The sequence below is a fragment of the Duganella zoogloeoides genome (genome assembly GCF_034479515.1).
Lineage (GTDB): Bacteria > Pseudomonadota > Gammaproteobacteria > Burkholderiales > Burkholderiaceae_D > Rugamonas > Rugamonas zoogloeoides.
The window spans coordinates 3,963,773-3,989,732 of the sequence record NZ_CP140152.1 but is presented as its reverse complement, the minus strand read 5'-3'; the positions used below and the strand labels follow the sequence as shown (position 1 = coordinate 3,989,732).

Genomic DNA, 25,960 nt, shown 5'->3' with positions numbered 1-25,960 from the left:
GCACCATGAGCACTACCCGGCGCACCGCCAGCAGCCGCCCCCGCACCCGTAACTATCGCTGGACCAGCACCTGCCGCTGGCCCAGGCACACCACCACCGGCCACCGCCACGCCACAAAACGGGCAGTGCGGCACCAGCGTAAATAACGGCTTCTGACAACTCTTGCAATTCATTGCTGCATGTCCTTAATCGGGTGGCATGGCCGACGACTGTTGCGCCGGTGGCGCCAGCACGTGCGCCAGTTCCAGCATCAACGGCATCGCTACCCAGTCCGTCATGCCGGCGCGCCAGACTTGCGTGTGGGCCGGCTGCAGTTGCTGCGCCTGCGCCATCTGGCCTACTTGCAGCGCGGTGAACGGACCGAACTTCTGGCCGTTTACCTTCAGGTGATACTCGTGGACGACCGGCGCTTCCACCTTGGCCAGGCCCACGCCGCCGATCGGCGCGCCGCCGAGCATGGTGCCGGGAGCGGGCATGGCGCCCATCGCACCCGGCGCGTCAAACCCGCCACCTGCCATGGATGCCGAAGCGGAAAACCCGCCACCAGCCGTGCCTGCCGACGCCGCGCCAATACCCAGCAAGGCATCGATACGGCCAGCAACCAGCATCTCCGGCTTGAGCGCATACTTCAGGCGTGGCAGGCCTTCGCCCGGTTCGCGCACTTCCCAGTCGTAGGCGTCTTCGTCGGAATCGGGCACCACGTTGGCCCAGGTCTTGTGCTGGGCCAGCAGCCGGGTGATGCACTTGTCGATTTCGCTGTCGGTCAGGCCCTTGCGGCGCGCTTTTTCGATCAGTTCGCGTTTCGCTTCGCCGGCCAGCGCACTGGCAAAGCCTTTTCGCTCGTGCTGGTTGCCGGTGGCGTCATCGACCAGCTTGGACGTATAGACGGCGCTTTCGTAGTAGCTGGCCAGGGCGGCCAGCGCCACGGTCTGCATGCCGTCCAGTTCGGCCAGGCGCTCCTGCACGCGGGCCACGATGGCGTCGCGGTAATTGGCCGGCAAGCCGTTCTGGCGCATCGCCCGTTCGTTACCGATGCGGCGCAAGTCGCCGGCCGCCACCGCGAACTGGTATTGGCCCGGCGGCACGATGCGCTGGCTCGAGCGCGTGAGCACGCCCAGCATCACGGCCAGCAGGAATTGCTTGAAGTCTTCGGCCAGGCGATTGAGTTCGTCGGTGGTGGGCACCATCGGGTGGCTGAACTGGGTGGAGTCGATGTGGGTGTGAGTGGGGCTCTTTTCCGCTTCCTTGCGGTAGCTGGTGCGCCAGCCTTCCAGCCCGCGCAGCACCGTCATCGGCACGCCCGACAGTTCGCAATAGCACACCGCGCGGCCCGGGATGCCGGTCTCCACGATCGACAATTGCCCAGCCGTGATGCCGGCCTGGGTAGGCACGCAAGATTCGAGCTCGGCGCGGAACTTGCGGCTGAACAGTTCGGCATTGGCCACGCCGATAAAACACTTGAACTGGTCGGCGCGCACCGTGAAGTCGCCCGACAGGTTGGCGTCGATCCACGGCATGGCACAGGCCAGCAGCTTGCGGAAGCGGTCGAGCCGCTCGGTGATCGACATTTGCTCGAGCGACTCGATCAGCGGGTCGGTGCGCATGGCCTCGCCTTCGACGGCGGTCGCGAGCGACAACTGGCGCTCGGCCATGCGCTTGACCTTGACCAGGATGACGGTGCGCTCGCCCGCGTCGGCCAGCATCGGGAACAGGGTCTTGGAGCCGCCCAGGTCGCGGAACGCTTCGTCGGCCCACTCGCGCAGTTGCAGCGCCCCGGGCAGCGGTTGATTGGGCGTGTTGCTGGGGATGGCGATCAGGGTGGCGTGGTCGCTATTGAGATCCTGCTGCAGGATGGTGTTGGCCAGTTGCAGTTGCGACAGCATGTCCAGCACCGCCTCGCGGCCGGCCTGCAGTTCACCGACCAGTCCGCTCCAGACGGCGCGGCCCTTGGCATCGACGCCGGTCTTGCGCCCCAGCCAGTGCGACAGGTCCTGCATCAGGATCACGGCTTCTTCGGCCGCCTTGGCGCGCAGGTGGAATTTGAGCGCGTTGGCAATTTCCACGCGCAGGTGGTCCATCACGGCCACCGCCTGCTTTTCGCCGCCGCCGAACAGGCCGCCACGGGTCTGTTCGAGGTTGTTCAGCAAGCGCTCGTATTCGCGGGTGCGCACGGCTTCCTTGATTTCGCGGTAGCGTTCGCCATTGACGGCCAGCGCCGGCATCAGGCCCGAGCCTGGCGCTTCCAGCCGATCCTTGATCTGCTCGACCAGCGACAGCACGTATTCGAGCCCGCCGAATTCCTTGTTGTCGAGGTAGGCGTACAGCTGGTCGCGCACGCTCTGCTTGATTTTTTCCAGCAGCTCGCGGCGGCGCTTGGCCACGCGATCTTCAGTGGTGTCGGCGGTGGAGTCCTGGTCGCGCACGGCATCGCGCTCCATCAGTTTGACCGCATCGCGCACCTGCTGCGGCCATTCCTTGCGGTCGAAACCGGTGCGGATGGCGTCGATGCGGGCGTTGACGCGCTGCTCCACGCCGGCCAGCAGCAGACCGCTCTTGTCTTGCAGCAGGTCTTCGACCACTTGGTAGTCGAGGAAGTCGCCGTTCGAGCGGCGCAGTTCCACGCCGCGGTCGGAAAACTGCGGGAAGTCGCTGAACGTGAACGGGCGCAGCGCCATGTGCGCGCCCATGAATTCGTCGCGCTGGCGGTCGGTGGCGCGATTGACGCCGAGGTCGTTGCCGCCCACGCCGAAAAAGGCCCTGAGCATGGCGCCGGCCCAGCGGTGGGCCTGCTCGTCGTGGCGCGCTTCCTGGCGCGTATCGAGCGTGGCCTGGCCGAAGGCGGAATAGCGCCGCGCGTACGACAGCCGCATGTCGGCAAAGCGGGCCTTGGGCACCAGCGCATCGAACAGGTAATTCTTGTGCTGGGCCTGGTTGACGGCCACCGAGCGCTTGCGGCGGGCAAAGTCGCCGGACGCGAAATCTTCGAACAGGGCGTCGGCCACCATGTGGTAGACGTCCTTGATGTCCTTGGTGTGCTGCTGCGCCAGGTTGCCCGAGTCGATCAGGTACACCTCGTTGTACGGCTCGCGCGGCAGTTCGGGCTGGTCGTGGGTATCCCAGCGACCCACGTAGCCCTTGTTGCCGAGCATGGCCGATTCCAGTTCCATCAGCGCGGCGTAGCCATTGGCCTCGGTGCGGTCCTTGTTGGCGCCGGAGTAGCCGGTCGGCAGGAACAGCATCAGTTCCACGTCGGCATTGCCCACTTCGTTCTTGGCCAGCCAGCGCGCCAGCAAGCCCATGTCGAGGAAGGCGCCGGAACCGGTGCCGCCCGCCACCGACCCGACCACCACGATGCGGAACTTGCTGGTTTCCATTTTCAGGCCCAGCTGGCTCAGTTGCTGCTCGTGCGACAGGCTGGCCTTGAGGGTCTTGAGTTTCAGGCGGATCTTGTCGCGCACCTTGGCATACTTGTCGAACAGGTACAGGCGCGAGACGGCGCGGATCTGGCCGGCGCCCTTGGACGGGTCGATGCCAAGCTCGCGGATTTTCTTGGGCGTGAGCGACAGCCATTCCTTGATGTGCGGATAGCGTTCCAGCGCGTCGTCGTCCCGGCTGTACTTGTCCATGTCGAACGGTTCGACGATCTTGTCTTCGTCGGTGAACTTCACCTGCTCGAATTGCAGGTCTTCGGTCTGGGCGCGGCCGCTGTCGATCACGGCGCCGGTGTCGAGGTCGAACTGGATAAACTGTGCCACCGGAAAATCGACCAGGCTGTCCACCCGGGTACGCGCGCCATTGCCGCCCCACATGGTGTTAAGGATGCGGCGGCGCACGCGCATCAGCACTTCCATGCCGGTGCCGCCGATGCCGATGAACAGCGTGGGACGCAGCTCGATGGTCTGTTCCTGCTTGCGCTCGCCGGCGCCCGGTGCCTGGTGAATATTTTCCATGATCGACTCTCGTTGTGTGCTTCTGTACCTGTTTTACCTGCGGCCCGACACGAACGTCAGCACCAGCGCCAGCAGCGCCACGGCCAGGATCGGGCCGATGATCAGCGGCGCCATGAACTTGGCGGCGTTGACTGCAGCGAGCACCACGCCGGTCGAAATACTGGCCAGGAACACGAACAGCCACCAGCCGGCGGCGTTGGCCTTGTTCGGCGGCACGCGCTTGACCACCAGCGCGTTGGCATACGCGCCCCGGGCGAAGAAGAAGGCGATGAACAGCACCAGCAGGATGCCGCCGCCCACCAGCAGGTCGCGCGACGACGTGTCGGCGGCGCCGGCCAGCACCGGCATCTCGGTGGTGGTAGTGTCAGTGGTGGTTGCCGGGGTTGCCGGCTGTTCCGTTGCGGCTGGCGGCGTCTTGCCGGCGTCCGGCGCTGGCAGTGCGAAGCCGGTGTCTTTGTTATCCTGGGCCATCTGGTGTGCCTCCTTGGCGGGTAAAAGTAAAAGTAAAAATCAGGCCAGGCGCAAGCTGTGGCCATCGGCCACGCGCGCCACGACCGGCTTGCCGAGGCCGCGCCGCAGCGTGCCCACCACGTTGCCGTCGAGGTCGCGCACCTCGGTGGTCTGGTACGGTTTGATGACCACGTGGCGCAGTGCGCCATCGACCTGCACCGCGTAGCGCTTGCTGCGCGTGGCCAGCACGGCAAACGCCGCGCCGCCGCCGAGCAGCGCCAGCACCGAGCCCATGATCACCAGCACCGGCAACAGCGGATATTGCACGCGCACCAGCAGCGGCACCACGGCGCGCGAGCTGTTCACGCTCTCGGGCGGCAGAAGCACTTCGGAAATCGGGTCGCCCGGGAACAGCGCCTGCATGTCGGCATTGAACGAGTCCGGCAAGGTCAGCTTCTGGCGCTCGAGGCCGAGCGTGACGCGCATCGGCAGCAGCACCTGCTTGCCCATGGCGGCAATCGCCTGGCTCGACCATGGCGATGGCACTTGCTCGACCGGCAGGTGGAACTGCACGTCCACCGCCTGGCGCGCGCCGGGCGCCAGGTTGGCAATCGCGGCCGGCGCCACCTGCACCGGCACGCTGTGCTTGCCGGCAGCCAGGGTGGCGCCCACATCGGCGAGGGCGATCACGTACGGGTAAAACAGGTTTTGCAGCGACGCCTTCAGGTGCACGGTGGGCGCCAGCGCGGCGGCATCGACGTCGAGCACCAGGGTGCGGCCATCGCTGCCCAGGCTGGCGCGCATATTGGGCGCATCAAGCAGGCGCTCCGGCACGATGCGCAGCGCGTCCTGGTCCACCGGCTTCAAACGCAGCGGCGGACGGGTGAGCACTTTCTGCAGGCGGTCGTTGGCGAGGATGCGGGTGAGGGCGTCGGCCGCCGGCTGGCCGTAGGCCAGCGCGTACACCATCAAGCCCTTGGCCGCATACAGCTTGCCCTGCACCGGCATCTTGAGCGGGAACACCACGGTCTTGGTGATCGACGGTTCCAGGTGCAGCAGGCGATAAAAGTCGCGGTTGCGGGCGGCGGTGGCCGGATCGTTGCCGGGGCTGTTCTTGTTGTTGGTGAAAATCCAGACGATGCCGGGCGCGGCCTTGAACGAACCAGTGATGGTCTTGGTCACTGCTTCCTGGAAATCGGTATCGGCCAGCGCCGCGCCAGGCGCCGTGGTCTTGCGCGCCAGCGTCAGTGGGGCGAGCAACTGCGCGACACTGGCCGCGCCACGCGACGTACCCAATACGCGCGGCGAAACATTGCCTACCGTGCCCTGGCTGAATGCCAGCACGTGGACGGTATCGTCAGACTCGGCCGCCGCCTGCGCCACGGCCGCGACCAAGGGTTTGAGTTGCGAGGCGGGATCGAGGTAAAACGGTTCCACCCAGCCCGAGTTTTGTACCAGGAAAGCTTGCTGGATGGCGGCATGGGCCGGCGCCGCCAACAACATTACTATGGCGGCCAGGAGTCGGGTGAGGTTCATGCTGTCAGGTTCCAGCCGAGGATGTCTTTGAGCTCGGGGTGGTAGGCCCACACCTTGCCGTCGTGGGTGAACAGGCGCAAGGTCCACGGTTGCGGCAGCACGCTGGTGTTGAACGTGGTTTCGCCGTCGTGGTCGTCCCACACCAGCTGGAAGCGCAGGCGGTCGGTGGAGGCCAGCGTTTGCGCGACAGCCACCGTGCTGGCCAGCTTGATGCCGATGGTGCTGCGCGGACCGACCTCGAGCAGGGGAATCACCACCGCGTTGGTGGCGCCGTCGTCGCCGTGCTCGGGTTCGGTCCACGGCGCCTGGTGGTGCTTGGTGGCGAAGCGGTAGTTCATGGCGCCGGACGACAGACGCGGACCCAGCGCCGGTTCGATCTCGGGCAGGGGCTTGCCCAGCGCCACGTAGGCGTAGCTGTGGTTGTTGCTGTCAAAGCACAACTGCCACAGGTCGCCGTCCTTGGCCAGGTACGGACTGCCGAACGCGAACTGCGGCGCCATGCCGGCCGGCCACGGGAAAAATTGCGCAGCAAAACCGCCATCGGGCTTGCGCTGCAAGACCAGTTGGCCGGTCATGCACGGCCAGATCGCCGTGCGGCCATAGCCGACCGGCGCGCCCATGCCGAACAGCGGCGGCGCATCGTTGAGCAGTACCGGCGCGCCGGGCTGGCCGTTGGCGTCCAGGCTCACCAGCGCCACCTGGCCGGGGCCTTGCTGCACCGGCGCCCACACCAGGCCCTGGAAGGTCAACGGGGCGCCGACGGCCGGCCCGTCGCCGGCATAGCGCACTTCGTACTGGAGGGCCGCCAGGTCGGGCGTGACGCAGGCCAGGCCCGCATCGGTGGCGACAAACACGCGGCTGTTGAAGTTGTAGTGCAGCTCGGCACGCCAGGCGGCGTAGGGCAAATTCGATTCCGCCAAGAACACGCCACCGACGCCATGCAGCGGCGCCCAGCGCGCGCTGGCCGGCAGCCACGCGAACAGGCTTCCCTTTTCGGGATTCACAGCCAGCAGCGCGTTGGCGTGGGTGCCGAACGGGGCGGAGATGAACTGGTAGTCGCCGCTGGGCGGCAGCTTGATGCGTGCGGCCGGCTCGCTCTCGGCGTGGAACCCGGCCTTGTCCTGCAAGTGCAGGGGGACCGAGGTCTGGCGCAGGCCCACCACGTGGCCTTGCGTGACCTGGCGCACCGGGTAGGCGCCCGCTGGCGGCACCCACGGCGCGCCGGACGCTGGCGGCGTCGCCAGCCTGGCGCCGTTGACGGGCGAGTAATGGAACTCGGGCGGGTAGAGCGCTGCCGCGCCATCGGCGGCGCGCGCCTGCATCAGGCTGGCGATATCGGCAGGCAGCAGGTCGGGCGCGATGTCATGGCCCAGGCGCGTGCGCACCAGTTGTGGACCGTGGTTGCGGTCGGCAAGATCCTGGACCTGCCAGGTGCCCGACCCCAGATGCCATTCCCCAGTCTTTTCTAAAGTCATTGTATTTCCAACGCGTTGCTGCGGATTGCTACTGTTGATGGCATGTTTGATGCAAATTATCGCGGCTATATTAGCGATTTTTTAGCCTTGTGGAAACACCACCATTTGCAAGCACTGCCGCGCAATACCATGAGGGCGAAGGATTGCACCAGCAATCTATCGAATTGTCACGATGTTTATCTTATTAACTTGTCACAGATGCGGACAGAATAACACCAAAGCCCGGCCGCGACCGGCGCGTTTCATGTTGCATGCTCCCAACGTGCAGCTTTTCAAAAAGTCATGTCGATGACTGTTTGCAAGGTCCAGGATTTTTAGAAAGTTTCTTCTCCTAAGATGATCAGGCAGGTCAAATATCCAAAACAACAACGATTTTGGGAGACATCATGCCTTTGCCTCGTTCCACCGTCATCTCCGCCGCAGTCGCCGGCGCGCTTGCCCTCCTGGCCACTCCGACCGTATTGGCCCAAACCAAACCCGCCAATGCCGAACCCGACAACGTGGTGGTGGTGTCCGGCACCCGTCAATCGGTGGCTGGCGCCATCGACCGCAAGAAGAATGCGTCCACCGTGGTCGATTCCATCGTCGCCGAGGATATCGGGGAATTCCCCGACAAGAACGTGGGCGAGGCGCTGTCGCGCGTGACCGGCGTGCAGCTCTCGCGCGACTTTGGCGAGGGTTCGCAAGTCAATATCCGTGGCGTGGAGGCCAACCTCAACCGCATCGAGATCAATGGCCTGTCGGTGCTCAGCACCAATGGCACGGCCGGGCGCGGCGCCGAGCTGCGCGAGCTGCCGGCCGAGCTGATCAAGTCGATCGACGTGTACAAGGGCGTGACCGCCGACCAGACCGAGGGCGGCATCGGCGGCACCGTCAGCATCAAGACCAACCTGCCGCTCGACTTTAAAACCCGCACCGTCGTGGTCAAGCTCGAGGGTGAACAAAGCAGCAGCCGGGGCGGCGCCCAGCCGCGCGGCAGCCTGCTGCTGGCCGACAAATTCCTCGACGGCCGGCTGGGCCTGATGGCCAACCTGGTCTATGACAAGGTGTATACCCAAAACGATTACGTGCGCAACAGTAACTGGCGCTACTTCCGCGACTGGGACCAGTCGCCCGAGAAAACCAATACCAGCCTCAACCCGCGCGCGGCGGCCGTCACTGCCAAGGGCGGTTGCGCAGCCCTGTCCGGCGCCGACAAGACCGCCTGCGACAGCCAGTGGTTCGACTATTCTCCCGGCGTGCCACGCTATGGCATCTGGACCCGCGACCACAACCGTTCCAGCGCCGAGCTCACCGCCCAGTACAAGATCGACAACAACCTCAATGTCTGGGGGCGCTACAACAAGAATAACCAGAAGCAGATGCTCAACGACCGTAACTATGTGACCGATTTCGGTTCCATCAAGCGGTTCTCGACCTCGGGCGTGGCGCCCGTCTACGGCGCCAACGGCGCACCGCTGGCCACCCCGGCGGCATCGTGCGCGGAGCCAACCGCCGGCGTGACCCCGGCCGGCATGAGTTTCACCAACCACGTGATGACGTCGTTTACGTCCGGTACCTGCCAGAACGTGCCGGGAGAGGGCGCCTCGTACAACTTCAGCACGGCCGCGCGCGACTTTGCGCTCAACATCAAGTCCGACTACCGCTCGGGCGGCTTCAACTGGAAAAGCGGCGACTGGTCGGCCGAAGGCCTGGTGGCCAAGACCAGCTCGTACTACGAGCTCAATACCAACAACATCGTGATGGAGGCCAATGTTCCCGGCTTGAAGGTCAATTTCGACCAGCAGGGCTTGCCCAAGTTTATCTTCCCGGCCGGCTTCGATCCCAACAACAGCAACGTCTATACCCGCATCATCTCGCAGTACCAGCCATCGTTTACCGATAACGGCGAGGACCAGGTCAAGCTCGACCTCAAGTACCGGCCCGACATGCCGTTTTTGACCACCTTGCACTTCGGCGGGCAGGGCCGCAAGTCCACGTCCGAGCAATACCGCTGGACCGGCTACCTGGCCGGCGGCGATCCCAGCACCACGGCCGACGACGTCACCGTGCGCAGCCCCGAGGTGCGCCACGAAATCATTTTCGATCCGCTCAACACGTCCGGCGTGCTGCGCAACGGCGGCAACACCGTCTATGGCACCGGCCTGACCGCCAACAACACCACGCGTTACGTCAGCGGCACCCAGATGCAGCAACTGGTCGATGCGATCCGCACCAACACGCCGGGCTCGTTCCTGAGCGGCTACGACGGCCTGTCCGGCTACCCGAACGGCTGGACCGCACCCAGCTTTGCCAACTCGGCCCAGTATTTCGATCTGACCCGCTACAACCATGACCTGCTGCGCAACTCGATCGGCAGCGACGGCAAGTCCTACCCGATGCCGCCGCAGTTTGCCGTCGAAGAGAAAATCAAGGCGTTCTACGTGCGTGCCGACTTCGAGCACGAGCTGTACGGCGTGGCGCTGGACGGCAATATCGGCCTGCGCTACGCCGGCACCGAAGCCCGCGCCACCGGCTTGCGTTCATACCGCGCCTATTCAGCCAACCCCGCCACCAACGCCCGCGTGGAAACCGTGCTGGCCAACGACATCGTCACCGTGCGCAACAAGTACAGCGACACGCTGCCAAGCTTCAACCTGGCCGCCTGGTTCGTGCCCAACACGCTGGTCGCCCGCCTGGGCTGGGGCAAGGTGATGGCGCGGCCGTTCATCGACCGCCTGACGCCCACCGTCAACTGCATCGCCAACAGCGGCCAGTCGCAGTTCGGCGGTGACGGCAGCGCCGATGATTGCGTTGGCGGCAACGTCAACCTGAAACCGTTCCGCGCCACCAACAAGGACGTGAGCGTGGAATGGTATCCGTCGCGCGATTCGCAGTTGTCGCTGGCGTTCTTCCGCAAGGACATCAGCAGCTACATCCAGAACGACGTCATCCTGCCCGGCGTGGACGTGTTCAACAACGGCCAGCGCTGGGACTTGAAAACGTCGATCAACAGCGAAGGCGCGGTGACCAAGGGCTGGGAACTGGCCGGCCGCACCGCGCTGACCATGCTGCCGGGCGCTTTCGGCGGCCTGGGCCTGGACGCCAACTACACCCGCATGACGTTCTCGTACGCCACCGGCAAGGAACTGCTCAACCCGCTCGACAACACCGTGCTGCCTTACCCGGGCATGTCGCGCAACAGCTACAACGTGGGCGTGTGGTACGACCTGGGCAAATGGAATGCCCGCCTGGCCTACAACTACCGCGACAGCTACTACACCGGCACCGTGGACGCCAACGCCTCGCTGCCCGTGTACGCGGAAGCGGTCGGCTACCTGGACGCCAAGCTGCAATTGCGCGTCACCGAGAACCTGACCTTGTCGGTGGAGGGCAAGAACCTGACGGACGAGGCGCAGTACCTGAACTCGGGCTCGAAGGAGCGGAGGAATGAGCTGGCGTGGTCGGGGCGGCGGTATTTTGTGGGGGCGACGTACAAGTTTTGATGCGTGAGGGCGGGGAGAGGTAGTGGGCAACGGCAGGCCGACAGCAGTGTATATTGTCGCCCTGTCGAATTTTGCTGGATGTCTCCATGTCTGCCGTATCCCTGTTCTGCCTGGTGTTTGCATATTTCGCCCTGCTGCTGGCCGTGGCGTGGCGCACCTCGCGTCATGCCAATAACGCCAGCTTCTTCATCGGTAACAAGCGCAGCAACTGGATGGTGGTGGCGTTTGGCATGGTGGGCACCACGCTGTCGGGCGTGACTTTTATCAGCGTGCCGGGGGCGGTGGGGGCCGGTGGTTTCGGGTATTTGCAGGTGATTCTCGGCTATGTGCTTGGCTATGTCGCCGTGGCCTTCATCCTGCTGCCGCTGTACTACCGCCTGAAACTGACCTCGATCTATCATTACCTCGACGTGCGGCTCGGTGGCGGTGCGTATCGCAGCGGGGCGGCGTTCTTCATTCTTTCGCGCCTGCTCAGCGCGTCGGCGCGGCTGTACCTGGTGGTCAATATCCTGCAAATCACCATTCTCGACAGCCTCGGTGTGCCGTTCTGGCTCACCACCGTCGTGATCCTGGCGATGATCCTGCTGTACACCTACGAAGGGGGCGTGAAAACCATCGTCTGGACCGACACCCTGCAAACGGCCGGCATGGTCATCGGCCTGCTGGCATGCGTGGGCTGGCTGCTGCATGAAATGGAGATCGGGCCGATCGAGAGCCTGGCGCGCCTGCACGACGCGGGTCTGACGCGCTGGATCACCAGCGATATCGACAGCCCGGCCAACTTCTGGAAGCAGGTGCTGGCGGGCTTCTTCATCGTGCTGGCCATGACCGGCATGGACCAGGAGACCATGCAAAAGAATATCTCGATCAAGACCCTGCGCGACTCGCAAAAGAACATGCTGGTGCTGACCGTGATCCTGACGGCGGTACTGGTGCTGTTCATGTTCCTCGGCGGCTTGCTGTCGCTGTATGCGCCGACCGTGGGCGTTGCCGCCACCGGCGACAAGCTGTTCCCGGCGGTGGTGATGGGACACATGCCGGCCGCGCTGCAACTGCTGTTCTTCATCGGCCTGGTGTCGGCGCTGTTCCCCAGCGCGGACGGCGCCATGACCGCGCTCACGGCCACGTTCAGCCTTGACATCCTCGGCATCGAGCGCCGGACAGACCTGGTCGAGGCGGACCGGGTGCGCATCCGCCACCGCGTGCACCTGGGGTTTTGCGCACTGTTCCTGGTGCTGGTGCTGCTGTTCAAATGGATAGCCAACGCCAGCATGGTGGGCCTGGTGCTCAAGCTCACCGGCTATACCTATGGGCCGCTGCTGGGTCTTTTCGCCTTCGGGCTGCTGACGCAGCGCGCGGTGCGCGACCGCTGGGTGCCGTGGGTGGCGCTGGCTGGCCCCGCGCTTTGCTACGCTGTCGATGTCAACCAAACGGCGTTGTTCGAACATTATCGTTTGGGGCTCGAACTGCTGGTATTGAACGGCGTCCTGGTATTTATCGGACTGCTGCTCATTTCCACCCCTCGGCAAGCGCCCGAACTTGCAGTATCATCCTTGTAAATTTCGCAATCACATGGAGTCTTGATGGCCCGTTCACCGTTTTCCTATATTCGTAGTGGCTTTGGCTTTTTCTGGCGCGCGCTCGACGCCGGCCGCCGCACGATCCTGAACCTGCTGTTCCTGGCGCTGCTGATCGTGCTGGCGATTGCCATCTTCGGCGGCGGCGCCAAGCCGATCGCAGCGAAGACCACGCTGGTGCTGGACCTCAAGGGCCAACTGGTCGAGCAGACCAGCGCCAGCCCGCGCGACGCGCTGCTTACCGGCGTGCAGGGTGGCGAAACGCTGCGCATGCTGCAGCTGCGCGACGTGCTCAAGGTGCTCGACGCCGCCGCCAAGGATGCCAACATCAGCGGTGCCGTGCTGCTTACCGACGAAATGCAGGGCGGCGGTCCGGCCATGCTGCGTGAAGTGGCGTCCGCCATCGACCGCTTCAAGGCGTCCGGCAAAACCGTGGTGGCCTGGGGCACCAACTACGACCAGAACCAGTACCTGGTCGCCGCGCACGCCAACGAGGTGTATGTGCACCCGATGGGCGTGGTGATGATCGAAGGCTACGGCCGCTATCGCAATTACTACCGCGACGCGCTCGACAAACTGGGCGTGACCGTCAACCTGATGCGCGTGGGTACCTACAAGAGCTTTGCGGAACCGTACATCGCCAACGGCCCGTCGCCGGCAGCGGCCGAGGCGGACGCCTACCTGAACAACGCCCTGTGGACGTCTTACACCGACAACGTGGAAAAGGCGCGCAAGCTGCCCAAGGGCCAGATCATGAAATCGATCGACGAACTGCCGGCCAAGGTGGCCGAGTTCAACGGCGACCTGGCGAAAATCACGCTGGCGGCCAAGCTGGTGGACGGCCTGAAAACCCGCGATGAAATCCGCGACCTGATGATCAAGCGCGGCGCTGCCGACGACGAAGGCAAGAGCTTCCGCCAGGTCGGCTTCGAAGACTACCTGGCGCGCCAGTCCGAGCCGATGACCGGCGACGCCATTGGCGTGGTCATTGCCCAGGGTTCTATCAGCGACGGCACGGCCGGTCCGGGCAGCATCGGCGGTGATTCCACCTCCAAACTGATCCGCGCCGCGCGCGAAGACAAGAACATCAAGGCGGTGGTGCTGCGCGTCGATTCGCCGGGCGGCAGCGCGTTCGCCTCCGAATTGATCCGCCGTGAACTGGAACTCACGCGCGCGGCCGGCAAGCCGGTGGTGGTCTCGATGGGCAACGTGGCTGCGTCGGGCGGTTACTGGATTTCGATGTCGGCCGACGAAGTGATCGCCGAACCGAACACGATCACCGGTTCGATCGGCGTGTTCGCCATCCTGCCCACCGCCGAGAAAGTGGCCGACAAGCTGGGCATCCATTCGGCCGGCCAGCCAACCACGTGGCTCGGCGACGCCTACAATCCACTGCGTCCGCTCGATCCGCGCTTCGTGCAGGTGATGCAGGGCAGCGTCAACCACATCTACGCTGACTTTACCGCGCGCGCGGCGAAAGCCCGCAAAACCACGCCCGAGAAAATCGACGCCGTGGCGCAAGGCCGCGTCTGGACCGGCGCCCAGGCCAAGGAACGCGGGCTGGTCGATACCCTGGGCAGCTACGGCGACGCCCTGGCGTCGGCCGCCAAGCGCGCCAAGCTGACCGGTTATCGCACCGTGTACATCGAGCGCGAGATCAGCAAGTTCGAGCGGGTGCTGGGCATGGTGGGCGGCACGGCGGCGCAAGCGGTGGGGCAATCGGTCGCCAACGCGGTATCGGCCAAGCTCAATCTGGGTGTGACGGCTGCTACCGGCCTGCCGCCCGGCGCGGCCAACGGCGTCGCGCAGGATATGGCGTGGTTGGCCGATATCAAGGCGTCGCGCAAGCCATTTACCGTGATTACGCACTGCTTGTGCGAGGTGCCGTAAGTAGAAACACCCGCTGCCTTGGCTCGATCATCCCCGCGTGCGCGAGGATGACGGCTCAACGGTTCGATGGCAGCGGCAAGGTAATCTCGAAGCTGCTGCCCCCGTCCCCGCGCAGCACGCAGCGCGCCTCGCCGCCATGGCGGCGCGCGATTTGCCTGATCAACGCCAGGCCCAATCCCGCGCCGCTGTTGTCGCGGGTGTTGCGGCGGCGGTAAAACGGTTCGAACACGCGTTCGAATTCCTCTTCCGGTATTCCCGGCCCCTGGTCCCACACCAACAAGCGCGCCATGCCGTGCTTTTCCCCCGCTTGAGCAGCGATGGTCACATGCACCGGCGGCACGCCGTGGCGATAGGCGTTTTCCAGCAGGTTGCGCAGCAGGCGGCGCAGCAGGCGCGGGTCGCCTTGCAGCACGGCCGATTGGCCGTCGAGCAGCGCCTCGTCGTAGCGCGCGCATTCTTCGGCCGCCAGCGCCAGCAGGTCGATCTCTTCGTACTGGGTGGTGTCGGTGAGCGCACCGAGGCGGCTGGCCAGCAGGATTTCGTCGAGCAGGTCGTTGAGCTCCGCGATGTCCTGTTCCAGGCCGGCGCGGCGCTTGGGATCGACGTTGTCCTTCACCAGTTCCAGCGCCAGTCGGATGCGCGCCAGCGGCGTGCGCAGTTCGTGCGAGGCATTGGCCAGCAGGGTTTTATGGGCGCCCACCAACTGCTCGATCTTGTCGGCGGCGCCGTTAAAACTTTGCGCCAGGCGCGCCACTTCGTCGTTGCCTTCCACCTTGACGCGCGCCGTCAGGTCGCCGGCGCCCAGCGATTCCACGCCTTGCTGCAGGCGTTCGAGGCGCTTGGTCAGTCGCCGCACCAGCGGAAACGCCGCCACGCCGATCACCAGCGCCAGCATCAGCATGGTGTTTTGCAGCGCCGCCTTGGGCCGGATGAAGCCGAGCGGCTCGCTCGACAGCAGGCGCCGGCCGTCGGGCAGGCGCACGTACGATTCCGGCGGCGGGCCGGTGATGCCGCGCTGGCGCCAGTGGCGCGCCGGAATCAGGTCGCCGACCACGGCCAGCGGCCGCCAGTCGCGCGTGTAGAGCGTCATGTGGGCGTTCAGGCCGGCCGCCACCTTTTCCAGCGCGGCCTGCTGCTGGGCGTGCGGGGCGTCAAGCGGCGCCAGCACATTCATCATTACCCGCGACAGCGTGGCGTTGGAGCGCTCGAGCGGCCCGCCCGAGCGGCCCCACGATTGCAGCACCGCCATGGCGAACAGCAGCAGCACCACCAGCAGCGCCACGTAAAAGCTGAAGTAGAGCCGCGGCAGGCCACGCGAAAAGCGCTGGAACAGTCCCGCTTTGGGCGCCGCAGGCGCAGGCTGTATTGCGCTCAATCCTGCACCTTGGCGAACAGGTAGCCGGCGCCGCGCACGGTGATGATGCGGCGCGGCTTTTTGGGGTCGTCCTCGACGGCGGCGCGGATGCGCGACATGTGGACGTCGATCGAGCGGTCGAACGCTTCGATTGGTTCCCCCTTGAGCAGTTCCATCAGGCTGTCGCGCGAGAGTACGCGGCCGGCGTGGCGGGCCAGCACCAGCAGCAGGTCGAACTGGTACGCCGTCAGCTCGCACGGCACGCCGTCGAGCTTTGCCGAATGCGAGGCCGAATCGATTTCCAGCCGGCCGAAGCGCAGGAAGTCGTCGGATCCGGACGGGCCGCCGCGCTGGTCGGCGCGGCCCAGGCCGACGTCCACGCGGCGGCGCAGGATGGCGCGCAGGCGGGCCAGCAGTTCGCGCGGTTCGAACGGCTTGGGCAGGTAGTCGTCGGCGCCCATTTCCAGGCCGACGATGCGGTCGATGGCGTCGCCGCGCGCGGTAAGCATCAGCACCGGCACGTCGGAGACGGCGCGCGCCTGGCGGCACACGTCGAGGCCGTCCATGTCGGGCAGCATCAGGTCGAGGATCACGGCGTCGGCCTGGCCGGCGGCGATGTGCACCACGGCTTCGCGGCCGTTGGGGGCGTGGGTGACGCGAAAGCCGGCCTGGGTCAGGTATTCGGTGAGCATGTCTGCCAGGCGGGGATCGTCTTCCACCAGCAGGATGCGGTTGGAGATGTGGGCAAGGTCGGTAGTCATCAGAACATTTTACAGCGTTGCCGCCGCAGTTTAAGCGATGGGGGAGATTGTCGCGGGCGGCGGTATCGGGCCGATGTCACGCCGGTAAAGAAATGTAAAGCTAGTTGAAGGAAGTGTGGCTGAAGTCCTTGATTGTCCACGACTTTGTAGCGAGTTTGTATCGGCTGTGCATGGGCAACTGACAGGGCAGGGGCCTTGTGCTAGAGTCCACGCATTCTGATTCGCCAGCATACAAACAGGGACAATAATGGAAACACCAGCCAAGCCAAATTCGAATCTCAACCGCCCCAAAAGCCGCCGTTCAAAAATCATCGGCGGCGTGATCGCCGTCGCGGCGATGGCAGGGCTGGGAGGGCTGGCCTGGTATCTGACGCACCAGCCGGCGGCGCCCGTGCCCGGTGCGCCGGGCGCTGCCGGCGGTCCTGGTGGTCCTGGTGGCCCTGGCCCCGGCGGCCCCGGTGGCGGCAACCGGCGCGGCATGCCCGCCACCACGGTGGGCGTGGCCACGGCGGAAAAGGCCGACATCCCGGTCACGCTCGAAGCGCTTGGCACGGTCACCGCTGCCGCCACCACCACGGTGCGCCCGCAAGTGACCGGCATCCTGCAAAAAGTGCTGTTCAAGGAAGGCCAGATGGTCAAGGCCGGCCAGGTGCTGGCGCAGATCGATCCGCGCCAGTTCGAAATGTCGCTGCTGCAGGCCAGCGGCCAGCGCCAGCGCGACGAGGCGCAACTGGAAAACGCCAAGCTCACGCTCGAACGCTACAACACCCTGTTGAAACAGGACTCGATCGCGCGCCAGGACGTCGATACCCAGGCCGCGCTGGTCAAGCAGCTCGAAGGCACCGTGATGACCGACCGCGCAGCCGAAGGCACGGCCAAGCTCAATCTCGGCTACACCAAGGTGATCGCTCCGATCACTGGCCGCGTGGGCTTGCGCGTGGTCGATATCGGTAACCTGGTCAGTTCCGGCGACTCCACCGGCATTGCCGTGATCACGCAGATGTCGCCGATCGATGTCGAGTTCTCGATCCCGCAGGACAGCGTGCCGAACCTGATGCAGCGCATTAACGAGAATGCCGCGCTGCCGGCGCTGGCGCTCGACCGCACCCGCACCAACACGCTTGACAGCGGCAAGTTCGCGGCGCTGGACAACCAGGTCGATACCCAGACCGGCACCGTCAAGGCCAAGGCCCGCTTCGCCAATGACAAATCGACGCTGTTCCCGAGCCAGTTCGTCAACGTGCGGCTCGAACTGCGTACCATCAAGGACGCCATCATGGTGCCGGTGAACGCCGTGCGCCACGGCGCCAAGGGCGATTTCGTCTGGGTGCTCAAGGAAGACAAGACCGTCACCATGCGCAGCATTACGCGCGGCGAAGCGACGGTAGACAAGGTGCAGATCGCCAGCGGTTTGCAGGCCGGCGAAAAAGTCATCACCGAAGGCGCCGACCGCCTGAAAGAGGGCGCCAAGGTCACGTTGCCTGGTTCCGGCAACCGCCAGGGTGCTGCCGGCGCCAAGGCCGGCGACGGCGCCGCGCCGGCCGGCGAGCAGCGCCGCCGCAAAGATCAGGCCGCGGCGCAGTGAGGGACCATTCATGAGTCCATCCGCTCCCTTTATCCAGCGGCCGGTAGCGACCTCGCTGCTGATGCTGGCGATCGTGCTGGCCGGCCTGGTAGGCTTCAAGTTCCTGCCGCTGTCGGCGCTGCCGCAAGTCGATTTCCCCACCATCCAGGTGCAAACGCTTTACCCGGGCGGCAGCCCGGAGGTAATGGGCCAGACCGTGACCGCGCCGCTGGAACGCCAGTTCGGCCAGATGTCGGGCTTGCAGCGCATGAGTTCCACCAGCGCCGCCGGCGTGTCCATCATCACCTTGCAGTTCGGCCTGGGCCAGACGCTGGAAGTGGCCGAGCAGGAAGTGCAGGCCGCCATCAACGCCGGCACGTCGCTGCTGCCTACCGATTTGCCGGCGCCGCCCGTGTACGCCAAGGTCAACCCGGCCGATGCGCCGGTGCTCACATTGGCGATCACGTCCGACACCATGCCGCTGACGGAAGTGCAGAACATCGTCAACACGCGCCTGGCGCTGAAAATTTCGCAAGTTTCGGGCGTGGGCCTGGTGACCCTGTCCGGCGGCCAGCGCCCGGCCGTGCGCATCCAGGCCGACACGAACCTGCTGGCATCGTACGGGCTGGGGCTCGATACGCTGCGCACGGTGATCACGTCGTCCAACTCCAACGGCGCCAAGGGCAGTTTCGACGGCCCCACGCGCGCCTATACCATCAACGCCAACGACCAGCTGGTCACCGCCAAGGACTACCGCGACCTGGTGCTGACCTATAAGAACGGTGCCCCGGTGCGCCTGTCCGACGTGGCGCAGGTGGTCGATAGCGCCGAAAACGTGGAACTGGGCGCCTGGGCCGGCTCGCAGAACGACCTCAAACAGGCCATCATCCTCAACGTCCAGCGCCAGCCTGGCGCCAACGTGATCGCCACCGTGGACGCCATCAAGGCACGCCTGCCGGAACTGGAAGCGGGCCTGCCGGGCGCGATCAAGGTCGAGGTGCTGAGCGACCGCACCACCGGCATCCGCGCCTCGGTCAAGCACGTGGGCATGGAGCTGCTGCTGGCCGTGGTGCTGGTGGTGCTGGTGATCTTCGCCTTTTTGCACAGCATGCGCGCGACCATCATCGCCAGCCTGTCGGTGCCGATCTCGCTGATCGGTACCTGCGGCGTGATGTACTTGCTCGGCTACAGCCTGAACAACCTGTCGCTGATGGCGCTCACCATTGCCACCGGCTTCGTGGTCGATGATGCCATCGTCATGATCGAAAACATCGCCCGCTATATCGAAGAGGGGGACGCGCCGATGCCGGCCGCGCTGCGCGGCGCCAAGCAGATCGGCTTTACCATCATTTCGCTGACCGTGTCGCTGATCGCGGTGCTGATTCCGCTGCTGTTCATGGGCGACGTGGTGGGCCGGCTGTTCCGCGAATTCGCGATGGCGCTGGCGATCACCATTTTGATTTCGGCCGTGGTGTCGCTGACGCTGGTGCCGATGATGTCGGCGCGCTGGCTCAAACCCCATGGCGAGGAAAAGCCGAGCCGTTTCGCCATCAAGTTCCAGCATTTCTTCGACTGGGTGGTGGGCCACTACGACCGGTCGCTCACCTGGGTGATTGCGCGCAGCGGCCTGACCTTGCTGGTGGCGCTGGGCACCATGCTGCTGACGGTGCTGCTGTATATCGCCATCCCGAAAGGCCTGTTCCCGACGCAGGACACGGGCCAGTTGCAGGCGCGCCTGGAAACCGGCAAGGCCGTCTCGTATGCGCGCATGGCCGAACTGCAGCAGCAGGCTGCGCGCGCCATCCTCGACGATCCGGCCGTGGGCACGCTCAGCTCCGTGGTCGGCGTGGACGCCGCCAACAACAGCATGCTCCACACCGGCAGCATGCTGATCAACCTGAAACACGACCGCTCCGGCAACCAGCAGGACATCATGGACCGCCTGCGTTCACGCGTGGCGCAGATTCCGGGCATGACCTTGTACCTGCAACCCACCCAGGATCTGACCATCGACGCCGAATCGGGACCTACCCAGTTCCGCGTGTCGATCGAGGGGGCCGATAACGCCACCGTCAACGAGTGGGCCACCAAGCTGGCCGACCAGATGCGTACCAAGAAGGAGCTGCGCAACGTGGTGTCCGACGTGGGCGCCAGCGCCAATGCCGCATACATCTCGATCGACCGCGATACGGCGTCGCGCCTGTCAGTCACCGCTGCGTCGATCGACGATGCGCTGTACAGCGCCTTCGGCCAGCGCATCGTTTCCACCATCTTCACCGAGACCAACCAGTACCGCGTGATCCTGGAAGCGAAGAACGATTCCATCACGTCGCCGCAGGATCTGATCAACCTGCAATTGCGTACCGGCTCGGGCAAGGCCACGCCGCTGTCGGCGGTGGCCACCATCAGCGAGCGTCCGGCGCCGTTGCAGGTCACGCACGTGGCGCAGTATCCGGCCACCACGCTCGGTTTCGACACCGCCAGCGGCGTCTCGCTCGGTACGGCCGTGGATGCGATCCGCCAGGCCGCCGTGGACATCAAGTTCCCGCAGTCGGTCACGCTGACCTTCCTCGGCGCCTCCGGTGCGTACCAGAATTCGCTGTCCAACCAGCTATGGCTGATCCTGGCGGCGGTGGTGTGCGTGTACATCGTGCTCGGTGTGCTGTACGAGAGCTATGTGCATCCGCTGACCATCCTGTCCACCCTGCCGTCGGCCGGCGTGGGCGCGCTGCTGGCGCTGATGATCACGGGCCAGGACCTGGGGGTGATCGGCATTATCGGCATCATCCTCCTGATCGGCATCGTCAAGAAGAACGCCATCATGATGATCGACTTTGCCATCGAGGCCGAGCGCGAAGGGGGCAAGTCGCCGCGCGACGCCATTCACCAGGCCGCGCTGCTGCGCTTCCGCCCCATCATCATGACCACGCTGGCGGCGCTGTTTGCGGCGGTACCGCTGATGCTGGGCTGGGGCGAGGGCGCCGAGCTGCGCCGGCCCCTGGGCCTGGCCATCTTCGGTGGCCTGATCGTCAGCCAGCTGCTCACGCTGTTTACCACGCCGGTGATCTATCTTGCCTTCGACAGCCTGGGACGCCGCTTTGGCGGAGGCCAGCCGGCCCGCAAGCACGATGATGCGTATCCGGTCGAAGGCGGTGCGCTGTGAACCTGTCGTCGCCCTTCGTCAAGCGGCCGATCGCCACCGTCCTGCTGACGATCGGCCTGGCGCTGGCTGGCATCGGCGCGTTCTTCGTGCTGCCGGTGGCGCCGCTGCCGCAGGTGGACTTCCCGGTCATCTCGGTGTCGGCCAGCCTGCCGGGCGCCAGCCCCTCGACCATGGCGTCGAGCGTGGCCACGCCGCTCGAACGGCATTTGGGCGTCATCGCCGGGGTCAACGAAATGACCTCGAGCTCGAACACGGGCAGCGCCAACGTCACCTTGCAGTTCGATCTCAATCGTAACGTCGATGCGGTGGCGCGCGAGGTGCAGGCGGCAATCAACGCCAGCCGCGTCGATCTGCCGGCCACGCTGCGCAGCAACCCCACCTACCGCAAGGCCAATACGTCCGGCTCGCCGGTGATGATCCTGGCGCTCACGTCCAAGACGCGCACACCGGGTCAGATCTACGATGCCGTCTCCAACGTGGTGGTGCAGCGCCTGTCGCAGGTGAGCGGCATCGGCGACGTGGAGCTGGGCGGCGGTTCGCTGCCGGCGGTGCGGGTGGAACTGAACCCGTACACGCTCAACAAGGTAGGACTGTCGATGGAGGACGTACGCGCCGCCATCCAGGCCACCAACGCCAACCGCCCGCGCGGCGCCCTGCAGGGCGACGGCCGCCGGCTGCAAATCTATACCGAATCGGTGAACGGGGAGGGCGGCCGCAGCGCCGCCAACTACCGCAACCTGGTGGTGGGCTGGCGCGACGGCACCGCCATCCGGCTGCAGGACGTGGCCGAAGTGGTCGATGGCGTGGAAGACCAGAACAACCTGGGCCTGTTCAACGGCCAGCCGGCCATCATCGTGCTGCTGCGGCCCCAGGCCGGCGCCAACGTGATCGAGACCGTGGACAGCGTGCGCGCGCAACTGCCTGCCTTGCAGGCCCAGTTGCCGCCCGATGTGACGGTGTCGGTTGCCAGCGACAGCACCAATTCCATCCGCTCCTCGCTGCACGAGATCGAGATTACACTGATCATCTCGATCCTGCTGGTGGTGCTGGTGGTGAGCGCCTTCCTGCGCAATCTGCGCGCCACCATCATTCCTGCCGTGGCCACCATCGTCTCGCTGCTCGGTACCTTCGGCGTGATGTACCTGCTCGGCTTCTCGCTCAACAACCTGTCGCTGATGGCGCTGACGGTGGCCACCGGCTTCGTGGTCGATGACGCCATCGTGGTGCTGGAAAACACCACGCGCCACATCGAGGCCGGCATGGACCGCATGACGGCGGCATTGCTCGGTGCGCGCGAGGTGGGTTTCACCGTGCTGTCCATCAGCCTGTCGCTGATCGCCGTGTTCATTCCGCTGTTGTTCATGGGCGGCCAGTTCGGCGCGCTGTTCAAGGAGTTTGCCGTCACCCTGTCGGCGGCGGTGATGATTTCGCTGGTGGTGTCGCTCACCACCACGCCGATGATGTGCGCCTGGCTGCTCAAGGCCGACCAGCACACCGCCAAGCCGGGCCGCATTGCGCGCGTGTTCGAACGCGGTTTCGACCGCATCCTGAAAGGCTACGAGCATGGCCTGGACTGGGCCTTGTCGAGCGTGTGGCTGGTGATGCTGGGATTGCTGTTCGTGGTGGGCCTGAATTTTTACCTGTTCGCGGCTATTCCCAAGGGCGGCTTCCCGCAGCAGGATACGGGCCAGATCAACGGCGGTATCCGCGCCGACCAGAGCATCTCGTTCCAGGCCATGCAGGGCAAGCTGCGCCAACTGGTGAACATCATCAAGGACGATCCCGATGTCGCCACGGTGGTGGGCTTTACCGGCGGGCGGCGTGCCGGCGGCGGCTTCATGTTCATCAACCTCAAACCCGCCAACGAGCGCACCGTCGCCGGCAACGCCGTGCTGGCGCGCCTGCGGCCGAAGCTGGCCAAGGTGACCGGCGTGAGCCTGTTCCTCAGTCCCGTGCAGGACTTGCGTTCGGGCGGCCGTTCGGCCAACGCCAACTACCAGTACACGCTCAAGAGCGACAACGAGGCCGATCTGAAAAAATGGGCCACGCGCCTGGCCGAGGCCATGAAAGGCCAGCCCGGCATGATCGACGTCGATAGCGACCAGGCCGAGAACGGCGTGGAGACCTATGTCACCGTGGACAAGGACAGCGCGTCGCGCCTGGGCATCACGTCCAGGGACATCGACAATGCGCTATACAACAGCTTCGGCCAGCGCCAGGTGGCCACCATCTACGATGAGGTCAACCAGTATCACGTGATCATGGAAGTGGCGCGCGAATACAGCCGCAGTCCCGAGTCGCTCAAGGATGTGTATGTGCCGTCGAAAGGGCTGCCGTCGCCCACGGCGTCCAATCCGAGCGGCGCGCCCGCTGCGACCACCACCACGACCACCGCCAGCGGCACCACCACCACCGCGAGCAGCACCGGCCTGGCGGCCAACGTGTCGGCGCCGGCGGTGCGCGACGCCTCATCCGGTTCTGCGCTGAGCACCTCGGCCACCACCATGGTGCCGCTGTCGTCGGTGGCCACGTTTGCCGAGAGTTCCACGGCCACCTCGATCAACCACCAGGACGGCGAGCTGGCCACCACCATCGCCTTCAACCTGGTGGAAGGCGTGAGCCTGTCCGACGCAACGGTGCAGATTGCCGCCGCCGAAGCGGCGATCGGCCTGCCGAACAATGTGCGCGGCAGCTTCCAGGGCTCGGCCAAGAACGCCCAGGACAGCAACAAGGCGCTGCCGCTGCTGATCCTGGCCGCCATCGTGGTCATCTACATCGTGCTGGGCATCCTGTACGAAAGCCTGGTGCACCCGGTGACCGTGCTGACCACCTTGCCGTCGGCGGGCGTGGGCGCGGTGCTGGCGCTGCTGCTGTTCAAGATGGAGTTCTCGACCATCGCCCTGATCGGGATTTTCCTGTTGATCGGCATCGTCAAGAAGAACGCCATTCTGATCATCGACTTCGCGCTGGAGGCAGAGCGTTCGCGCGGGCTGTCACCGCTGGAGGCAGTGCGCGAGGCATGCCTGCTGCGCTTCCGCCCGATCCTGATGACCACCGTGGCTGCCGCGCTGGGCGCGCTGCCGCTGGCGATCGGCTTCGGCGAAGGTTCCGAGTTGCGCCGCCCGCTGGGCGTGACCATCGTCGGCGGCCTGATCGCCAGCCAGCTGCTGACCCTTTTCACCACGCCGGTGGTGTACATCCTGATGGACAAGCTGCGTCGCCGCAGCCCGTCCGAACAACAACTGAGCAGAATCCACGGCGAGCAGGCAACTGCGGCGCCGACCACACCATGAGCACACACGTACCTGTTTTTCGTCCTGCGACCATCGTCCTGACCTTGGCGTCTGCGCTGCTGGCGAGCGGCTGCGCGGTCGGTCCCGCCTACCAGGTGCCGGCCACCCCGAGCCCTGCCGCTTTCAAGGAAGCCGCGCCCGCCGCCGAGAAAGTGGCCGCCGGCTGGACCGAGGCCGCGCCGGCCGACATGCTCGAGCGCGGCCCGTGGTGGCAGCTGTTCGGCGATGAGCAATTGAACCAGATGGCCGCCAGCCTGGAAGTGACCAACCAGAACGTGGCGGTGGCCGCCGCCAACTACGCGCAGGCCCGGGCGCTGGTGGCCGAGCAGCGCGCGGCGCTGTTCCCGGTGGTGGATTTGTCCGCCACCGCCAACCGCTCCGGCGGTGGCGGCGACACCCGCGCCACCAATGCCTACCGCACCAGCATCGGCGCCAGCTGGGAGCCGGACGTGTGGGGCAAGCTGCGCGCCGGCGCCAACAGCGCCGAGGCGAGCTTGCAGGTGAGCGCTGCCGACCTGGCCGCCGCGCGCCTGTCCGCGCAAGGCGAGCTGGCCACCAATTACCTGTCGCTGCGCATGACCGACGCCCAGAAGGAGCTGCTCGACGCCACCACCGAGGGCTACGAGCGGGTGCTGCAAATTACCCAGAACCGTTTTGATGCCGGCGTCACCGCCAAGTCGGACCTGTTGCAGGCGCAAACCCAGCTGGCCAACGCCCGCATCGACCAGGTGAGCCTGGTGCGCCAGCGCGCCGTGCTCGAACATGCGATCGCGGTCCTGCTGGGCCGCGCCGCCAGCGACTTCGCCATCGCTCCCGCCAAGTGGGCGGTGGTGGTGCCCGATGTGCCGACCGGCGTGCCTTCGACCTTGCTGCAACGGCGGCCCGACATTGCCGCCGCCGAGCGCCGGGTGGCCGTGGCGAACGAGCAGATCGGCATTTCGCGCGCCGCGTACTTCCCGAGCCTGACGCTGAGCGGTTCGTACGGTTTCGGGTCGAACGCGACCGGCGGCTTGTTCAATGCGTCGAACAGCCTGTGGTCGCTGGGCCTGTCGGCGGCGCAAACGCTGTTCGACGCCGGCGCCATCAAGGCCCGCGTGGCCGGCGCCGAAGCCTCGCGCGACGCGGCCATTGCCAGCTACCGCCAGACCGTGCTGACCGCGTTTGCGGACGTGGAAAACCAGTTGTCGGCCACGCGCGCGCTGGCGCTGCAGCTCGAATTGCGTCGTGCCGCATCGGAAGCGGCCGACCAGGTGGAGGCGCAAATGCTCAACCGCTACCGCGCCGGCCAGGTCAACTACACCGAGGTGGTAACCGCCCAGACTACCGCGCTCAACGCGCGCCGCGCTTTGATCCAGGCCCAGGGCGACCGCCAGACCACGGCGGTGGCGCTGATCCAGTCGCTCGGCGGCGGCTGGCACGTGGCGGCGCAGTAGCAGTTTGCCAGCGTTGCGGGCGCGGCGAC

At 65.6% G+C, this 25,960-nt stretch carries 14 protein-coding genes; 8 read left to right on the top strand and 6 right to left on the bottom strand.

Features of this window, described 5'->3' with window-relative positions; all coding sequences use genetic code 11:
• Nucleotides 1-5: 5 nt before the first annotated feature.
• Nucleotides 6-146: a hypothetical protein gene (locus tag SR858_RS17560; protein ID WP_157094822.1), complete on the top strand. Its 141-nt coding sequence runs from the start codon at nt 6-8 to the stop codon at nt 144-146.
• Between the two features lie 39 nt (nt 147-185).
• Here the strand turns inward: SR858_RS17560 and SR858_RS17555 are convergent, their stop codons facing one another.
• Genes SR858_RS17555 through SR858_RS17540 form a run of 4 tightly spaced genes read right to left on the bottom strand, consistent with a single transcriptional unit; the run spans nt 186 to nt 7,411 of the window.
• Nucleotides 186-3,950: a tubulin-like doman-containing protein gene (locus tag SR858_RS17555; RefSeq protein WP_019920293.1), complete on the bottom strand. Its 3,765-nt coding sequence runs from the start codon at nt 3,948-3,950 to the stop codon at nt 186-188.
• 33 nt (nt 3,951-3,983) lie between these two features.
• Nucleotides 3,984-4,421: a hypothetical protein gene (locus SR858_RS17550; RefSeq protein ID WP_019920292.1), complete on the bottom strand. Its 438-nt coding sequence runs from the start codon at nt 4,419-4,421 to the stop codon at nt 3,984-3,986.
• A 39-nt stretch (nt 4,422-4,460) separates the two neighbouring features.
• The gene (locus tag SR858_RS17545) at nt 4,461-5,936 is read right to left on the bottom strand and encodes a hypothetical protein (RefSeq protein ID WP_026636995.1); all 1,476 of its coding nucleotides are present in this window, start codon (nt 5,934-5,936) and stop codon (nt 4,461-4,463) included.
• A complete protein-coding gene (locus SR858_RS17540) occupies nt 5,933-7,411 on the bottom strand; it encodes a hypothetical protein (protein WP_019920290.1) in 1,479 nt (492 codons plus the stop codon). Before SR858_RS17540 ends, SR858_RS17545 begins: the two co-directional genes overlap by 4 nt.
• A gap of 386 nt (nt 7,412-7,797) precedes the next feature.
• On the opposite strand from SR858_RS17540, the gene SR858_RS17535 reads away from it, so the two are divergent.
• The 3 genes from SR858_RS17535 (at nt 7,798) to sppA (ending at nt 14,363) form a co-directional block, all read left to right on the top strand.
• Entirely contained in the window at nt 7,798-10,896 is a 3,099-nt protein-coding gene (locus tag SR858_RS17535) for a TonB-dependent receptor (RefSeq protein ID WP_019920289.1), read from the top strand.
• Nucleotides 10,897-10,982: 86 nt separating this feature from the next.
• Nucleotides 10,983-12,455 carry a sodium:solute symporter gene (locus SR858_RS17530; RefSeq protein ID WP_019920288.1) on the top strand — a complete coding sequence of 491 codons (1,473 nt, stop codon included), beginning with the start codon at nt 10,983-10,985 and terminating at the stop codon, nt 12,453-12,455.
• A 24-nt stretch (nt 12,456-12,479) separates the two neighbouring features.
• The gene (sppA, locus tag SR858_RS17525) at nt 12,480-14,363 is read left to right on the top strand and encodes a signal peptide peptidase SppA (protein ID WP_019920287.1); all 1,884 of its coding nucleotides are present in this window, start codon (nt 12,480-12,482) and stop codon (nt 14,361-14,363) included.
• A gap of 55 nt (nt 14,364-14,418) precedes the next feature.
• Here sppA and SR858_RS17520 read toward each other — a convergent pair whose 3' ends face one another.
• Nucleotides 14,419-15,738, bottom strand: a complete 1,320-nt coding sequence (locus SR858_RS17520; RefSeq protein WP_019920286.1) for a sensor histidine kinase — start codon at nt 15,736-15,738, stop codon at nt 14,419-14,421.
• Nucleotides 15,735-16,478, bottom strand: coding sequence for a response regulator (locus tag SR858_RS17515; protein ID WP_019920285.1), 744 nt, complete (start codon nt 16,476-16,478; stop codon nt 15,735-15,737). Before SR858_RS17515 ends, SR858_RS17520 begins: the two co-directional genes overlap by 4 nt.
• A 247-nt stretch (nt 16,479-16,725) precedes the next feature.
• Between SR858_RS17515 and SR858_RS17510 the strand changes: the two genes are divergently transcribed.
• The 4 genes from SR858_RS17510 to SR858_RS17495 are packed head-to-tail and all read left to right on the top strand — an operon-like array spanning nt 16,726 to nt 25,931.
• Complete coding sequence (locus SR858_RS17510) at nt 16,726-18,063, top strand: MdtA/MuxA family multidrug efflux RND transporter periplasmic adaptor subunit (protein ID WP_019920284.1); 1,338 nt, start codon at nt 16,726-16,728, stop codon at nt 18,061-18,063.
• Between the two features lie 10 nt (nt 18,064-18,073).
• Entirely contained in the window at nt 18,074-21,205 is a 3,132-nt protein-coding gene (locus tag SR858_RS17505) for an efflux RND transporter permease subunit (RefSeq protein ID WP_019920283.1), read from the top strand.
• Nucleotides 21,202-24,498 carry an efflux RND transporter permease subunit gene (locus SR858_RS17500; protein ID WP_019920282.1) on the top strand — a complete coding sequence of 1,099 codons (3,297 nt, stop codon included), beginning with the start codon at nt 21,202-21,204 and terminating at the stop codon, nt 24,496-24,498. The genes SR858_RS17505 and SR858_RS17500 overlap by 4 nt, the downstream gene beginning before the upstream one ends.
• A complete protein-coding gene (locus tag SR858_RS17495; RefSeq protein ID WP_019920281.1) occupies nt 24,495-25,931 on the top strand; it encodes an efflux transporter outer membrane subunit in 1,437 nt (478 codons plus the stop codon). Before SR858_RS17500 ends, SR858_RS17495 begins: the two co-directional genes overlap by 4 nt.
• The last annotated feature ends 29 nt before the right edge of the window (nt 25,932-25,960 follow it).